The organism is Streptomyces sp. NPDC032198, from assembly GCF_040636975.1.
GTDB lineage: Bacteria > Actinomycetota > Actinomycetes > Streptomycetales > Streptomycetaceae > Streptomyces.
In genome coordinates this window covers 194,852-210,309 of sequence record NZ_JBEZVL010000002.1, presented here as the reverse complement: position 1 = coordinate 210,309, position 15,458 = coordinate 194,852, and the positions used below count along the sequence as shown (strand labels likewise).

The 15,458-nt window shown below is 68.5% G+C and carries 11 protein-coding genes and 1 riboswitch; of the genes, 7 read left to right on the top strand and 4 right to left on the bottom strand.

Going from position 1 to position 15,458, the window contains the following annotated elements:
• The first annotated feature begins 11 nt into the window (after positions 1 to 11).
• Positions 12 to 156, top strand: a riboswitch (TPP riboswitch).
• The gene (gene thiC / locus AB0E78_RS06100) at positions 149 to 1,993 is read left to right on the top strand and encodes a phosphomethylpyrimidine synthase ThiC (protein ID WP_361828870.1); all 1,845 of its coding nucleotides are present in this window, start codon (positions 149 to 151) and stop codon (positions 1,991 to 1,993) included. (Overlaps the previous riboswitch by 8 nt.)
• 77 nt (positions 1,994 to 2,070) lie before the next feature.
• On the opposite strand, the gene AB0E78_RS06095 is transcribed toward thiC, so the two are convergent.
• The gene (locus AB0E78_RS06095) at positions 2,071 to 2,757 is read right to left on the bottom strand and encodes a DUF4234 domain-containing protein (protein ID WP_361828869.1); all 687 of its coding nucleotides are present in this window, start codon (positions 2,755 to 2,757) and stop codon (positions 2,071 to 2,073) included.
• A gap of 409 nt (positions 2,758 to 3,166) precedes the next feature.
• Here AB0E78_RS06095 and AB0E78_RS06090 point away from each other — a divergent pair, with 409 nt between their 5' ends.
• Together AB0E78_RS06090 and AB0E78_RS06085 are read left to right on the top strand one after the other, a co-directional pair.
• Positions 3,167 to 3,643 (top strand): hypothetical protein, encoded by a 477-nt coding sequence (locus AB0E78_RS06090; RefSeq protein WP_361828867.1) that lies wholly within the window; start codon positions 3,167 to 3,169, stop codon positions 3,641 to 3,643.
• Positions 3,644 to 3,738: 95 nt separating this feature from the next.
• A complete protein-coding gene (locus AB0E78_RS06085) occupies positions 3,739 to 3,867 on the top strand; it encodes a hypothetical protein (protein WP_361829557.1) in 129 nt (42 codons plus the stop codon).
• Between the two features lie 97 nt (positions 3,868 to 3,964).
• On the opposite strand, the gene AB0E78_RS06080 is transcribed toward AB0E78_RS06085, so the two are convergent.
• The 3 genes from AB0E78_RS06080 to AB0E78_RS06070 form a co-directional block, all read right to left on the bottom strand.
• Positions 3,965 to 4,840, bottom strand: coding sequence for a hypothetical protein (locus tag AB0E78_RS06080; RefSeq protein ID WP_361828866.1), 876 nt, complete (start codon positions 4,838 to 4,840; stop codon positions 3,965 to 3,967).
• Positions 4,841 to 5,021: 181 nt separating this feature from the next.
• Positions 5,022 to 6,113 carry a metallophosphoesterase gene (locus AB0E78_RS06075; protein WP_361828864.1) on the bottom strand — a complete coding sequence of 364 codons (1,092 nt, stop codon included), beginning with the start codon at positions 6,111 to 6,113 and terminating at the stop codon, positions 5,022 to 5,024.
• Between the two features lie 295 nt (positions 6,114 to 6,408).
• Positions 6,409 to 7,530, bottom strand: coding sequence for a LacI family DNA-binding transcriptional regulator (locus AB0E78_RS06070; RefSeq protein WP_190082941.1), 1,122 nt, complete (start codon positions 7,528 to 7,530; stop codon positions 6,409 to 6,411).
• A gap of 376 nt (positions 7,531 to 7,906) precedes the next feature.
• On the opposite strand from AB0E78_RS06070, the gene hisC reads away from it, so the two are divergent.
• The 4 genes from hisC (at position 7,907) to cydD (ending at position 15,401) form a co-directional block, all read left to right on the top strand.
• A complete protein-coding gene (gene hisC, locus AB0E78_RS06065; protein WP_361828862.1) occupies positions 7,907 to 8,986 on the top strand; it encodes a histidinol-phosphate transaminase in 1,080 nt (359 codons plus the stop codon).
• Positions 8,987 to 9,250: 264 nt separating this feature from the next.
• Complete coding sequence (locus AB0E78_RS06060) at positions 9,251 to 10,795, top strand: cytochrome ubiquinol oxidase subunit I (protein ID WP_361828860.1); 1,545 nt, start codon at positions 9,251 to 9,253, stop codon at positions 10,793 to 10,795.
• Between the two features lie 14 nt (positions 10,796 to 10,809).
• Positions 10,810 to 11,814 carry a cytochrome d ubiquinol oxidase subunit II gene (gene cydB, locus AB0E78_RS06055; protein ID WP_361828858.1) on the top strand — a complete coding sequence of 335 codons (1,005 nt, stop codon included), beginning with the start codon at positions 10,810 to 10,812 and terminating at the stop codon, positions 11,812 to 11,814.
• Between the two features lie 89 nt (positions 11,815 to 11,903).
• A complete protein-coding gene (cydD, locus tag AB0E78_RS06050) occupies positions 11,904 to 15,401 on the top strand; it encodes a thiol reductant ABC exporter subunit CydD (RefSeq protein WP_361828856.1) in 3,498 nt (1,165 codons plus the stop codon).
• Positions 15,402 to 15,458 lie beyond the last annotated feature (57 nt).

Sequence of the window (15,458 nt, the reverse complement as noted above, 5' to 3'; positions counted from 1 at the left end):
CGTGGAGGCACCTTTGCAAACGCGGGAGCTCGGAGCACCGGGCTGAGAGGGCGCTGACCTCCGTACGAAACGGTATGAACCGTACGGAATCCGCTGCGTCGACCGCCGAACCTGTTACCGGGTAATGCCGGCGTAGGGAGTAGGTCTCATGACCACAGCGGACGCACGCACGCCTGCCTCCAGCAGCGACGAGAACGGCGAGAACGGCGAGAACGTAGGAAACGCCGAGCACACCGTCGCGGCCGAGGCCGGGAAGTCCATCGGCTGGCACAAGGCGTATGTCGAGGGTTCACGCCCCGACCTGCGGGTGCCGGTCCGACAGGTGCACCTCACCAACGGCAAGGCCGTGACCTTGTACGACACTTCGGGGCCGTACACCGACGAGTCCATCGACACCGACGTCCGCAGGGGCCTCGCGCCCCTGCGCGAGAACTGGATCATCGCCCGCGGCGACACCGAGGAGTACGTGGGCCGCCCGCCCCGTCCCGAGGACGACGGCATCAAGCACACCTCGCCGCGCGGTGGCCTGAAGAACCTCGACGCGGTCTTCCCCGGCCGCCCGCGCCAGCCCCGCCGGGGCCGCGGCGGCCAGGCGGTGACGCAGCTCGCGTACGCCCGCCGTGGCGAGATCACGCCCGAGATGGAGTTCATCGGGATCCGCGAGAACCTCGACCCCGAGGTCGTGCGCGCGGAGGTCGCCGCGGGCCGCGCGGTGATCCCCGCCAACGTCAATCACCCGGAGATCGAGCCGATGATCATCGGCAAGAAGTTCCTGGTGAAGGTCAACGCCAACATCGGCAACTCCGCGGTCACCTCCTCCATCGAGGAGGAGGTGGACAAGATGACCTGGGCGACCAAGTGGGGCGCCGACACGGTCATGGACCTGTCCACCGGGCGCAACATCCACACGACCCGCGAGTGGGTCCTGCGCAACTCCCCCGTGCCCATCGGCACCGTGCCGCTCTACCAGGCCCTGGAGAAGGTCGACGGCCAGGCCGAGGCGCTGACCTGGGAGATCTACAAGGACACGGTCATCGAGCAGGCCGAACAGGGCGTGGACTACATGACGGTGCACGCGGGCGTGCGCCTTCCGTACGTCCCGCTGACCGCCAACCGCAAGACCGGCATCGTCTCGCGCGGCGGTTCGATCATGGCGGCCTGGTGCCTCGCGCACCACAAGGAGAGCTTCCTCTACGAGAACTTCGAGGAGCTCTGCGAGATTCTCGCGGCGTACGACGTGACGTACTCGCTCGGCGACGGTCTGCGCCCCGGGTCGATCGCGGACGCCAACGACGAGGCGCAGTTCGCCGAGCTGCGCACGCTCGGGGAACTCAACACGATCGCCAAGCGTCATCACGTACAGACCATGATCGAGGGCCCGGGCCACGTCCCGATGCACAAGATCAAGGAGAACATCGACCTTCAGCAGGAGATCTGCGAGGAGGCGCCGTTCTACACGCTCGGCCCGCTGACCACGGACATCGCGCCCGCGTACGACCACATCACCTCCGGCATCGGCGCCGCGATGATCGGCTGGTGGGGCACGGCGATGCTCTGCTACGTCACGCCCAAGGAGCACCTCGGCCTGCCCAACCGCGACGACGTGAAGACCGGCGTCATCACGTACAAGATCGCGGCCCACGCGGCGGACCTCGCCAAGGGGCACCCGGGCGCGCAGGACTGGGACGACGCGCTCTCGGACGCACGCTTCGAGTTCCGCTGGGAGGACCAGTTCAACCTGGCCCTCGACCCGGTCACGGCGCGGGAGTTCCACGACGAGACGCTGCCCGCGGAGCCCGCGAAGACGGCGCATTTCTGCTCGATGTGCGGTCCGAAGTTCTGCAGCATGAAGATTAGCCACAGCATCACAGAGCAGTTCGGCGGTACTGCGGCTGCGGACGCGACGGCTGAGGAGGTCGCGGCGGGGATGCTCCAGAAGTCGAAGGAGTTCGCCGCGAGCGGGAATCGGGTCTACCTGCCGCTGGCGGACTGACGCGCGGTTAAGCGCCGCTCCAGGAAACTTCGGCTTCTGGAGCGGCGCTTCCCCGTACGGCGAACCAGAGCGGATGGCTAGTGAGGGAGGACCGGATCGGCGACCCGCAGAGCGTTAAGGACGGCGTCCTCGGTGGAGTGCACCTCGGGGTAGAGCTTCTCCGGGTCGGTGTGAAGTCGGTAGTCCCACACGATGCCGTAGATCCCGAGCGTGACGAACGAGAGAAGGAAGTGCATCCCGAAGCTGCGGTTCAGCGTTTGGACGGGCTCGAAGGTCAGCGGATACCGGACAATCCCGAGCTTGGTCCAGGCGACACTGAGCTTGTCGTCGAAGTCCTGTTCAGTGAGCTGGATCTGCCACCAGAAGCGCATCAACCGATAGACCGCGATGCATCCGTAGATCCCTAGCGTGATGAAGGACAGGAAGACCGACAGTCCAGCCTTGATTGGTTTGTGCTCATCCTCGAAACGGCCCTTCACAAAGCGCTGCAGGTCGTCCAGCTCATCGTGACTGGCATCGTACTGGCCATGCTCCTCGGCGTACTGCTTTGAGGCATCGATGACCGCGTTGTAGTAGTGCACACGGCGACCTCTGAAGAGGTCAGCACGGTTGAGTCGGCGATAGAACAGCACAACTCCGTAGACGCCTAGCGTCACCCACGACAGGAGAAAGAAGTAGATGCCCCAACCGACGAATATCTGGTCCGTCGAGCGCCTCTCGTGCACGTAGCGGTCTACTTGCTGCACTGCTTGAAGCTGTTCCATGTGGGCCCCCAGTCGATCAGCCCTCGTCGGTGCCGGGTGTGATCTTCTTCTGGGGAGACATCAGCGGCTCAATCCCACGGAGACGGGTTGCCCGTCCTCAGTACGTCTAGCGATCGCACTCTCTTCACCCAGCGTATGCCTGGCTCAGTGCAAAAGCCCCTGCTCTGCAGCCTTTCCTTCAGGGACCTGCCCAAAGTGCTGAGCAATCCTGCTTGGCCGGCCTCGGACGAGCCGAGGGGTGTGATGCCTCTGGGCGCCTGCCAAGGATGACTGGGCAAAGCATCACCGGACGGACTTTGCGGCAGATGGGAGTGCCAGTTCGACGTGCGGATGGGCAACTAGAGCGAAGGCGACGGCCGCGTGGATCTGGATCTACCATCTAAGGGGGAGACAACTCCCAGGAGATCCGATGAAGTACCGAGTGATCACCGCGGGGATATTGACACTCCTCGGGGTGTTGCTGGTCGCATTTGGCACTGCTCTTGCCGTCCCGACCGTGTCGGCTCAGGCCCCACGACCGGCGCCGACGACCTCTTACGACGAGCTGACCGCACGGGAATGGGCTCTGATAGCCAAGGACCCTGACGCGCACGCCGGCGAGCGCTACGTCGTATACGGAGTGGTCACACAGTCCGACGCAGCAACTGGCACCGAGGCTCTCCGCGCGGACGTCGACGGAGTTCGGCACACCGACGCTTACGAGTACCCGACCAACACCGTTCTGACCGGGGACGCAAAAGCGTTCGCGAAGATCGTGACGGATGACAGCTTCACGGCGAAGGCCGAAGTAAGCGGATCCATCGAGTACGAGAATCAGATCGGCGGTGAGACGACCGCTCCGGAGCTGCAGGTGGATTCCATCAAGGTGACAACTCCTGCGCCGTAGGCGATTCTGCGTGGCCCAATCTTTGAGACGGCCCGACGCTGCTCAGGGTTGGCGCCCATCGAGAATGTGCCGGTTCCAGGCTGAAGTTGCCCAGCATGAAGATCTCGCACGACATCCGGCGTGAGCACGGTGGCTCGAAGGACGAGATCGAGGCGGGCATGGAGCAGAAGTCCAAGGAGTTCGCGGCAGCAGGAAACCGCGTGTACCTCCCCATCGCCGACTGAGCCGACCGAACCGGCCGCGCCGACCGAAACGGCTCAGCGATGGTCCGCGCCGCGCTTCGGGCGGGTGTGTCATGCCCGCCCGAAGCAGCGTCGCGTGCTACTCCGGCTTGTGGTCTGGACCTCCGAAGTCCGGGCTGCTGAAGTCCGGGCTGGAAAAGCTCGGTCGCGGTCCCGCCGCCGGGCCGCCGTCCGGGCTGCTGAACCCCGGCCTGTTGTAGCCGAGTTGAGGCATGCGGCTGGTCGGGTCCGTCGCCGGAGTGCGCGCCGCGTGCGCCGTCCCGGGATCCGCGAGCGCCTCCCGCAGGAACGGCAGGACGCCGCGCTCCATGAGTGCCTCGCCCCAGGCTTCCCTGGCGCGAACCACCTCCTCGTTCCGTTCTCCGTACGGACCGGCCTGGAGCGACGTGGCGCCGTTGCGCAGGGCGGTCAGGAGCAGGCCGATCGCGGCGATCAGGATGCCCCCTGCGGTGAGCGCGCCGAACAGCCACCCCGCGGTGAGCAGGGTTTCCGCGAAGGCGGGCTCGGGGTTGAGCATCTTCAGGATGTAGCCGACGAGCAGAAAGATCGCGGCGGCCGCCCCGGCGAGAACCGGTGCGAGCACCGCCACGACGGCGACGGCTCCCGCCCCTGAACCCTGGGCGGTGACCTCCCCCATCGTGGTGGCGAGACCGAGGCCCCCGGAGCCGGCTTCCGCCGGACCCTCGGGGCTCCGCTCCCGGATCGATGGTGCGGCAGATCCGCTTTCGCGCAGTTCCTCGCGGACCTTCACATAGTGCGTGTACTCGGTCGTGGCGGCGGCAGTGATCAACGCAGTGGCGTTCAGGGCCATGGTGCGCAGCTGCTCGGGATTGAGCCGCTCGCCCACTGCGGCGAGATCAGGACGATTCGGTGCCGTACGCAGCGCCTCATCGAGGATCCGCTCATATTCGGGGCGGTCCTCATTGAGCAGGTGTGGAGCGCTGTTCATGTGCATCCCCCGATGCTCCGTAGGGCTTGGGGCTCGCATGGGTGCGAGCCGTCGGGCAGAAACGGAGGGGAGCCTGCTACGGATAAGCCGATGGTAGAGCCGTGAAGGCACGCGGTGACAGGGGGTTTCCAGAAATAGGCCCCCTGGCCAGCGTGATCCTGTAGTGGTGCGCCTGCCCGGCGAACGTTCAGTTATCCAGGGGAAGTTGGCAGACCAGCAGTTTTCCGGCCATGGTCACGCCGCCGTCCATGGCGATGGCCAGGCCGCCTGCGTAGATGTGGGGTCCCTCGATGACGGGGCCGCCGCCGTCCGAGTCATCCTCGGAGCCGACATCGCCGAGCAGATACGGGATGGGGCTGTGGCCATGCACGATGCGGTGGCCGCCGTACATGTCGAGGAGTTCGCGTACGGCGGAGGGGCCGGACTCGTCGCGGAAGGCGAAGCGCTTGGTGAACTTCCGGAAGAGGTCCCAGCATTCGTCGGCGTCGTTGCGCGTGAGGGTCTCACGGACCGTGTCGTTCACGGCCTCGATCGAGTCGCCGTAATCCAGATAGGCGGTGGTGTCGGAGTGCATCAGGAGATGCCCGTCCTCCGCCTCGATCGCGTCGAGGCGGGCCATCCACTGCAGATGGTGGTCCTCCAGGCGCTCCATGTCGGTCTTCTGACCGCCGTTCAGGAGCCAGGCGGCCTGGAAGGTGGCCGTGCCCGCGCCCGAGTTGACCGGGGTGTCGCCGAACCGCTTCGCGCCAAGCAGGAGCAGTTCGTGGTTGCCCATCAGCGCCTTGCAGTAGCCACCGGCGGCCGCGGCCTGCGCGGACAGACGCATCACGAGGTCGATGACGCCGATGCCGTCCGGGCCGCGGTCGGTGAAGTCGCCGAGGAACCACAGGCGCGCGTTGCCCGCGGACCAGTCGCCCTCGGCGTCGATGAGGCCCTGCTCCTGGAGCGCCGCGAGCAGCTCGTCCAGATAGCCGTGCACATCGCCCACCACGTACAGCGGGCCGTGTTCGTCGGTCGCCGGCGCCTGCGGAGGCTCGGGCATGACCTGCACCTCCACTCGCACGGTGTCCCCGCGATTGATGACGGGGAGGTCGCGCTGAGTGGGGGTGTAGCCGTCGTCCGCGTCCGGCGCTCCGGGGATCACCCCCGGAGCGCCCGGAACCGCCACGCCCGCCGGGTCCCCCTGGACCGGACCGGTCTCATGGACGTACGCCGGAACGCGGAAGTCGCGCAACGTCGCCGTCCGCACATCGGGTCCCTGACCGGCCCCCTGAGTCATCGACCCCTCCACCACCATTGCGCCGCATCTGCACCGAGATCGGACTGCCTGGTCGCAGCGGCCCGCGGTGTCGTCCGCCCATCATAGGAATGCGGCTCGCGCTGTGTGGTGCACCAGGGGTGGTGAATCAGTGCTGAACCCCAGTTCACCGAGGTTTTCTCCCGAATTGGGTAGGGGTTTCCCCCCAGGCCACGACCGGGACGTGCCAGGCAGTGCCGGTTGTCGGCCGGTTGTCGGTCGGTTGTCGGCCGGTTGACGACCGGCTGACGGGGGTTCTCCCCGCCGGGCGGCCCGCTCAACCGGGTCCGGGTGAGCGGGGTGGGCTGACCGTCGTACGCGGGGGACGCCGCTCGGACGAGGTGCGCACGATCAGCTCCGTCGGTATCACCTGCTCGACGGGCCGGCCCGAATCCAGGCCTTCGATGGCGTCGATGAGGAGTTGGACCACGGCCGTGCCGATGCGCCGGGGTTTGAGCGAGAGCGTGGTGATGGGCGGTTCGGTCGTGGCGTAGACCGTGGACTCGCTGCAGCACACGAGCAGCAGGTCGTCCGGGACGCGCAGGCCGTACCGGCGGGCGGCCGCGAGGAGATCGGTGCCGTTCGGGTCGAAGAGGCCGTAGACGGCGTCGGGGCGGTCGGGCCGGGCGAGCAGCCGGTCGGCCGCGACGGCGCCCGCGCAGGGGTCGTGAGCCGGGTAGGACTCGTAGACCGGATCCTGCCCGACGCGCTCGCACCAGCGCAGATAGGCGGTGGTGGACAGATGGGTGTACGTGTCCGTGGTGGTCCCGGTGAGCAGCCCGATCCGGCGGGCTCCGGCCGCCGCGAGGTGGTCGAGGATCTCAAGGACCGCCGCTTCGTGGTCATTGTCGACCCAGGCGGTGACCGGGAGTGACCCGGCAGGACGGCCGTCGGACACTACGGGTAGGCCCTGGCGCACGAGTTCGCTGACGACGGGATCGTGGTCGGACGGATCGACGACGACGGTGCCGTCGAGCGCGACGTTCGACCACACGTCGACCGGGCTGCGCCGGGAGGTGGCGGGCAGGATGACGAGGGCGTAGCCGCGGGCCAGCGCGGCGGAGGTGGCGGCTCTGGCCATTTCCGCGAAGTACGCGAATTCGGTGAAGGTGAAAGGTTCATCCCCGTATGTCGTCACGGTCAGGCCGATGAGGCCCGACTTGCCGGTACGGAGGGTTCGGGCCGCCGCGGAGGGGCGATAGCCCAGCCGTTCGGCGACCTCGCGGACATGGCGACGGGTGGCGTCCGGAAGCCGCCCCTTGCCGTTAAGAGCGTCGGAGACAGTCGTGATGGAGACACCGGCGGCGGCGGCGACGTCTCTGATGCCCGCTCGGCTCTGCCGGTTGCCCCGGCGGGCGGTCTCCGCTCGGCTCACCTGATGGTTCCCTGCTGCTGTCATGGCGAGCCGATAGTAGGGCTCATGAGGGTGGGTAGTGCGGACGCATATTCACTTGTTGACAGGCACGTTTCTGCATGGTCGAGGCGGGTCAACTACCTTGGATTATAAGGGAGTTGCCGGGTTTCAGGGTGGACGGTCCCTTGTCGCCGCGCACAGGCCTGCCGAATGAGCGATGTTTCGAAGAGGTCTCAACTCACCTTCACGGGTGATGCGCGCCACGGAGTGAGCCACCGGCGCGCGCCATGAGGGGGAGCGCTCCCCCCTCGTTGTGCGCCTGGCGGAGCGGATCCCCCTGACCCATTCGCAGCAGCGCTGAATCCTCATAAGGTGAGGAGTATTGAAGTCAGGCCGTTCAGGTGTTCAGAGGAGGACTGCGGTGAGCGAGAAGAGCCCGAGGCTGCGTGCAGAGCTGGAGGGTATCCCCACCTACAAGCCGGGGAAGCCTGCCGCGGCCGATGGCCCGGTGGCCTACAAGCTGTCCTCGAACGAGAACCCCTACCCGCCTCTGCCGGGCGTCATGGAGAGCGCGCTCGCCGCCGCTGGTGTGTTCAACCGCTACCCCGACATGGCGTGCACGGGCCTGATGAACGAGCTCGCCGACCGCTTCGGGGTGCCGGTGTCGCACGTGGCGACCGGCACCGGTTCCGTCGGCGTCGCGCAGCAGCTGATCCAGGCCACGTCGGGCCCGGGGGACGAGGTCATCTACGCCTGGCGGTCCTTCGAGGCGTACCCGATCATCACGCAGGTGAGCGGGGCCACGTCGGTGAAGGTGCCGCTGACGCCGGGGGATGTCCACGACCTGGACGCGATGGCCGACGCCATCACCGACCGGACGCGGCTGATCTTCGTCTGCAACCCGAACAACCCGACCGGCACCGTGGTGCGCAGGGCCGAGCTCGAACGGTTCCTCGACCGGGTGCCGAGCGATGTCCTGGTGGTGCTCGACGAGGCCTACCGCGAGTTCATCCGTGACCCCGAGGTGCCGGACGGCGTCGAGATCTACCGTGACCGGCCGAATGTCGCCGTGCTGCGTACGTTCTCCAAGGCGTACGGCCTCGCGGGCCTGCGCGTCGGCTTCGCGATCGCCCATGAGCCGGTAGCGGCCGCGCTGCGCAAGACGGCGGTGCCGTTCGGCGTGAGCCAGCTCGCGCAGGACGCCGCGGTGGCCTCGCTGCGGGCCGAGGACGAACTGATGGGCCGCGTCGGGTCCCTGGTCGCCGAGCGCACGCGGGTGGTCGAGGCGCTGCGCGGGCAGGGCTGGACGGTGCCCGAGACGCAGGCGAACTTCGTGTGGCTGCGGCTCGGGGAGCGTACGAGCGACTTCGCGGCGGCCTGCGAGAAGGCCGGCGTGGTCGTACGGCCGTTCGCGGGCGAGGGGATGCGGGCCACGATCGGCGAGACCGAGGCCAACGACATCTTCCTGCAGGCGGCGGAGGCGTTCCGCAAGGAGCTCTAGCCTTCGGCCGCTGCGGAAGAGGAAGGCCGAAGAAGGACCAGAAGGCCCCGGGGTGCTGCCCCCCGGGGCCTTCTCGCGTTTCCCGGGGTGCGGCCTCTCGCGTTCCCCAGATGAGGGGGACCCCCCCTCCACGTGCCGACAGCCAGTACGACATAATGCTTGTGAATGTGAACGCGTTCACAAGCGTGTCCTGGTTGGTCCCAAGGTAAGTGGGATTAAAGGGGCAAACTGCCGATGTGATCACGGCCGTAAGGAGAAGTCGACGTGGATCTGGCTCTGGCGCCCGAGACTTTGGCGCGATGGCAGTTCGGCATCACCACCGTCTACCACTTCCTGTTCGTCCCGCTGACGATCTCCCTGGCCGCCCTTACGGCGATCCTGGAGACGGCGTGGGTGCGCACAGGCAAGGAGCACTACCTCAGGGCGACCAAGTTCTGGGGAAAGCTGTTCCTGATCAACATCGCGATGGGTGTCGTCACCGGCATCGTCCAGGAGTTCCAGTTCGGCATGAACTGGTCCGACTACTCGCGCTTCGTCGGTGACATCTTCGGGGCGCCGCTCGCCTTCGAGGCGCTCATCGCCTTCTTCTTCGAGTCGACCTTCATCGGCCTGTGGATCTTCGGCTGGGACAAGCTCCCGAAGAAGCTGCACTGCGCCACGATCTGGATCGTCTCCGCAGGCACCATCGCGTCGGCGTACTTCATCATCGCGGCCAACGCCTTCATGCAGCACCCGGTCGGCTACAAGATCGTGGAGCGGGACGGCACCAAGCGCGCGGAGCTCACCGACTTCTCGAAGGTGCTGTTCCAGGAGACGACGCTGGTCAACTTCGCCCACGTCATCTCCGCGGCTGTCCTGGTCGGCGGTGCCTTCATGACCGGCATCGCGATCTTCCACCTGCGCAAGAAGCAGCACATCCGCACCATGCGGATGTCGATGCGGCTCGGCCTGGTCACCGCGTTCGTCGGCACCCTGCTCACCGTGGTCAGCGCCGACACCCTCGGCAAGGTCATGTACGAGCAGCAGCCGATGAAGATGTCGGCCGCCGAGGCGCTGTGGGAGTCGGAGAAGCCGGCGCCGTTCTCGCTCTTCGCGTACGGCGATGTGTCCAAGGGGCACAACGACGTGGCCATCGAGATCCCCGGAATACTGTCCTTCCTCGCCAAGAACAACTTCAGCGCCGAGATCCCCGGCATCAACGACCTCAACAAGGAGGCGCAGGAGAAGTTCGGGCCCGGCGACTACCGGCCCAACATCCCCACCGCCTACTGGTCCTACCGCTGGATGATCGGCTTCGGCGGGGTCTCGATGGCCCTGTGCACCGCAGGCCTCTGGCTCACGCGCAAGAAGTTCTGGCTGGCCCCGGAGCACCGCACGGGCGCGGACGACGTGCCGAAGCTGATGCTCACCAAGAACAAGGAGCTGGCACCGAAGCTCGGCAAGTGGTGGTGGGTGCTCTCCCAGTGGACGCTGATCTTCCCCCTCATCGGCACCGCCTGGGGCTGGATCTTCACCGAGACCGGGCGACAGCCCTGGGTGGTCTACGGCGTCCTGAAGACCAGGGACGCGGTCTCACCGGGGGTTTCGCAGGGCGAAGTCATCACCTCGCTGGTCGTGTTCACCGCGATCTACGCGATCCTCGCCGTGATCGAGGTGAAGCTGCTGCTCAAGTACATCAAGCAGGGGCCGCCCGAGCTCACCGAGGCCGATCTCAACCCGCCCACCAAGATCGGCGGTCCCGGCTCGGGCTCGGGCTCGGGTTCCGATGACGATGCCGACGCCGACCGGCCCATGGCCTTCTCGTACTGAGGGAGTTGATCGACATGGAACTTCACGACGTCTGGTTCGTGCTGATCGCAGTCTTGTGGATCGGCTACTTCTTCCTGGAGGGCTTCGACTTCGGGATCGGCATCCTCACCAAGCTGCTCGCCCGTGACCGGACCGAGAAGCGGGTGCTCATCAACACCATCGGCCCCGTCTGGGACGGTAACGAGGTGTGGCTGCTCACGGCGGGCGGCGCGACCTTCGCCGCCTTCCCCGAGTGGTACGCGACGCTCTTCTCCGGCTTCTATCTGCCGCTCCTGATCATCCTGCTCTGCCTGATCGTGCGGGGTGTGGCCTTCGAGTACCGGGCCAAGCGGCCCGAGGAGAAGTGGCAGCGCAACTGGGAGCAGGCCATCTTCTGGACCTCGCTCATCCCGGCGGTGATGTGGGGCGTGGCCTTCGCCAACATCACGCGGGGCGTGAAGATCGACGCCCACAAGGAGTACGTGGGCAACTTCTGGGACCTGCTGAACCCGTACTCGATCCTGGGCGGCCTGGTCACGCTGACGCTGTTCACCTTCCACGGCGCGGTGTTCGCCTCGCTCAAGACGGTGGGTGACATCCGGATGCGGGCGCGGAAGCAGGCGCTCGTGCTCGGCCTGGTGGCCGCTGCCCTGGCGCTCGGGTTCCTGGTCTGGACGCAGGCGGACAACGGCGACGGCAAGAGCCTGGTCGCGATGATCGTGGCCGTGGTCGCGCTGGTCGGTGCCATCGGGGCGATCAAGATGGGGCGCGAGGGCTGGTCGTTCGCGCTGTCGGGCATCACGATCGCGGCGGCCGTCGCGATGCTCTTCCTGACGCTCTTCCCGAACGTCATGCCCTCGTCGCTGAACGAGGAGTGGAACCTCACGGTCACCAATGCCTCGTCGAGTCCCTACACCCTGAAGATCATGACCTGGTGTGCGGGCATCGCGACGCCGATCGTGCTGCTCTACCAGTCGTGGACCTACTGGGTGTTCCGCAAGCGGATCGGGACGCAGCACATCGCTGATGCGGCGCACTGAGTGCTCCGCGGATGCCGCGCACTGAGTCCTTCGTGGACGCCGTGCACTGAGTTCTCCGCTCGCTGATCTCTTCGGAGGGTGTGTTTCACGTGAAACCAATCGACCCGCGTCTGCTCCGGTACGCCCGCGCCACTCGGTTCTTCCTGGCCGCGGTGGTGGTCCTCGGCGTCGCCGGGGCGGGCCTGGTCGTCGCTCAGGCGATGCTCATCGCCGAGATCGTGGTCGGGGCCTTCCAGGAGGGGCTCGCCCTCGGTGACCTGGGGACGCCGCTCGTCCTGCTCGTGGTCGTCGCGGCGGGGCGGGCGCTGGTGGCCTGGCTGACCGAGCTCGCCGCCCACCGGGCGAGCGCGGCGGTGAAGTCGGAGCTGCGGGGGCGGTTGCTCGACCGGGCGGGGCAGCTGGGTCCCGGCTGGCTGAGCGGCCAGCGGACGGGTTCGCTGGTGTCGCTGGCCACGCGGGGCGTGGACGCGCTCGACGACTACTTCTCGCGTTACCTGCCGCAGCTGGGGCTCGCGGTGGTGGTCCCGGTGGCGGTGCTCGCGCGGATCGTCACCGAGGACTGGGTGTCCGCGGCGATCATCGTCGTGACGCTGCCGCTGATCCCGATCTTCATGATCCTGATCGGCATGGCGACCCAGAATCACATGGACCGTCAGTGGCGGCTCCTCTCCCGTCTGTCGGGGCACTTCCTGGACGTGGTGGCGGGGCTGCCGACGCTGAAGGTGTTCGGGCGCGCGAAGGCGCAGGCCGAGTCGATCCGGCAGATCACCGGCGAGTACCGGCAGGCGACGATGCGTACGTTGCGCATCGCCTTCCTGTCGTCGTTCGCGCTCGAACTCCTCGCGACGCTGTCGGTGGCGCTGGTCGCGGTGACGATCGGGATGCGGCTCGTCCACGGGGACATGGATCTGTACGTGGGTCTGGTCATCCTGATCCTGGCGCCCGAGGCCTATCTGCCGCTGCGTCAGGTCGGTGCGCAGTACCACGCGGCGGCCGAGGGGCTCTCGGCCGCCGAGGAGATCTTCGAGGTTCTGGAAGCTCCTGTGCGGGTCACCGGGGAGGCGGCGGCGCCTTCGGGGACGTTGAGCGTGGAGGGCGTGACGGTCCGGTACCCGGGGCGGGCGTCGGACGCGGTCTCCGGGGTGTCGTTCGCGGTGGAGCAGGGCGAGACCGTGGCGCTGGTCGGGCCGAGCGGTGTGGGCAAGTCGACGCTGCTCGACGTGATCCTCGGGTTCGTCGAGCCTGCCGAGGGGCGGGTGCGCGTCGGGGGCGCCGACCTGGCCGGGGTCGCGCCGGAGCGGTGGCGCGAGCGGATCGCCTGGGTCCCGCAGAGGCCGCACCTGTACGCCGGGTCCATCGCGGAGAACGTACGCCTGGCGCGGCCGGACGCGGACGACGCCGCCGTGCGGGACGCGTTGGAGGCGGCAGGGGCCTGGGAGTTCGTCTCCGTGCTGCCGGGTGGCGTGGAGACGCTGCTCGGGGAGGACGGGGCCGGTCTCTCCGCAGGGCAGCGGCAGCGGCTCGCCCTGGCGCGGGCGTTCCTGGCCGACCGGCCCGTGGTGCTCCTCGACGAGCCAACCGCGGCTCTGGACGGGGAGACCGAGGCAGGGGTCGTCGAGGCGGTCCGGCGGCTGGCCGTGGGGCGGACCGTGCTGCTTGTCGTGCACCGGCCGGCGCTGCTGGCGGTGGCGGACCGGGTCGTACGGCTCAGCGCCTCCCGGGAGCGTGCGCTGAACGGGGCGGCGCTCCCGCTCGCGGTGGCGGCTGACGCGCCCCTCGGTCACCCGGAGGCGCCGGACGCCCCGGTGGAGGCGTGGGAGAGCCCCCGGCCCCGGAGGGACGTGCTGGCCCGGGTGCGGGGTGCCGCGCAGGCACGGAAGGGCAAGCTCGTGCTCGCCCTGCTCCTCGGTGCCCTCGCGATCGGCAGTTCCGTGGGGCTGATGGCCACCTCGGGGTGGCTGATCAGCCGGGCGTCCGAGCAGCCGCCGGTGATGTACCTGATGGTCGCGGTGACGGCGACCCGCGCCTTCGGCATGGGCCGCGCCGTCTTCCGTTACGCGGAGCGCCTCGTCTCGCACGACGCCGTCCTACGGATGCTGGCCGACACCCGAGTGGCCGTCTACCGGCGCCTTGAGCGCCTCGCCCCGGCCGGGCTCGGGAAGACCCGCCGCGGCGACCTCCTCTCCCGCCTGGTCGCCGACGTGGACGCCCTGCAGGACTACTGGCTGCGCTGGCTCCTGCCCGCGTCGGCCGCCGCGGTCGTGGGCGCCGGAGCCGTCGGCTTCACCGCCTGGCTGCTGCCGGAAGCGGGCGCCGTACTCGCCGTGGGCCTGCTCATCGCCGGAGTCGGCGTACCGCTGCTCTCCGGAGCCGTCGCCCGCCGGGCCGAGCGCAAGCTCGCCCCCGCGCGCGGGGTGCTTGCCACCCGCGTGGCCGATCTGCTCACCGGCACCGCCGAGTTGACGGTCGCGGGCGCGTTGACCCGGCGTACCGCCAAGGCGAAGGAAGCCGATGCCGAGCTGACCCGCATCGCGTCGCGGACCGCCACGGCCACCGCGCTCGGCGACGGGCTCGGGGCGCTCGCCTCCGGTCTCACCGTGGCCGCGGCCGCCCTCGTCGGCGTACAGGCCGTGCATGACGGCCGGCTCGGCGGCGTCGCGCTCGCCGTCGTGGTGCTGACCCCGCTCGCCGCCTTCGAGGCGGTCCTCGGGCTGCCGCTCGCCGTGCAGTACCGCCAGCGGGTCAGGAAGAGCGCCGAGCGCGTCTACGAGGTCCTCGACGCCCCTGAACCCGTACCCGAGCCCGCCGTGCCCGCACAGGCCCCGCAGACGCCCTTCCCGCTCCGCGTGGAGGGGCTGCACGCCCGGTACGAGGGCCAGGACCGGGACGCGCTCGCGGGCGTCGGTCTGACGCTGGAGCGCGGACGGCGTATCGCGGTGGTCGGCCCTTCGGGCTCCGGCAAGACCACGCTCGCCCAGGTGCTGCTGCGCTTCCTGGGGACGAGCGAAGGAACGTACAGCCTGGGCGGCACGGACGCGGCCACGCTGGACGGCGACACCGTGCGCGAACTCGTCGGGCTCTGCGCGCAGGACGCGCACCTCTTCGACAGCTCCGTGCGCGAGAACCTGCTCATCGCGCGCAAGGGCGCCAGCGACGACGAACTGCGCCACGCCCTCGCACGGGCGCGGCTGCGGGAGTGGACCGACTCGCTGCCCGACGGACTCGACACCCTGGTCGGCGAGCACGGTGCCCGCCTCTCCGGCGGCCAGCGGCAGCGCATGGCCCTGGCCCGCGCGCTGCTCGCCGACTTCCCCGTCCTCGTCCTGGACGAGCCGGCCGAACATCTCGACCTGCCGACCGCCGACGCACTCACCGACGACCTCCTCGCCGCCACCGAGGGCCGTACGACGCTGCTCATCACGCACCGGCTCGCCGGGCTCGACGCGGTGGACGAGGTGATCGTCCTGGACGCGGGCCAGGTGGTGCAGCGCGGTGCGTACGCGGACCTCGTGCTGGTGGACGGGCCGCTGCGGCGGATGCGGGAGCGGGAGCGGGCGGCGGACCTGCTGGTGACGGCCGCCGGGTAGGACCGCGGGGCCCGTGCCCGGCCGGTGGCGGGGCCTGTGCCCATGGCTGGGGACGGG

Coding starts and splice junctions, on each gene's coding strand:
- thiC (WP_361828870.1), top strand. CDS start 149: ATGACCACAGCGGACGCACGCACGCCTGCCTCCAGCAGCGACGAGAAC.
- AB0E78_RS06095 (WP_361828869.1), bottom strand. CDS start 2,757: ATGGAACAGCTTCAAGCAGTGCAGCAAGTAGACCGCTACGTGCACGAG.
- AB0E78_RS06090 (WP_361828867.1), top strand. CDS start 3,167: ATGAAGTACCGAGTGATCACCGCGGGGATATTGACACTCCTCGGGGTG.
- AB0E78_RS06085 (WP_361829557.1), top strand. CDS start 3,739: ATGAAGATCTCGCACGACATCCGGCGTGAGCACGGTGGCTCGAAGGAC.
- AB0E78_RS06080 (WP_361828866.1), bottom strand. CDS start 4,840: ATGCACATGAACAGCGCTCCACACCTGCTCAATGAGGACCGCCCCGAA.
- AB0E78_RS06075 (WP_361828864.1), bottom strand. CDS start 6,113: ATGACTCAGGGGGCCGGTCAGGGACCCGATGTGCGGACGGCGACGTTG.
- AB0E78_RS06070 (WP_190082941.1), bottom strand. CDS start 7,530: ATGACAGCAGCAGGGAACCATCAGGTGAGCCGAGCGGAGACCGCCCGC.
- cydB (WP_361828858.1), top strand. CDS start 10,810: ATGGAACTTCACGACGTCTGGTTCGTGCTGATCGCAGTCTTGTGGATC.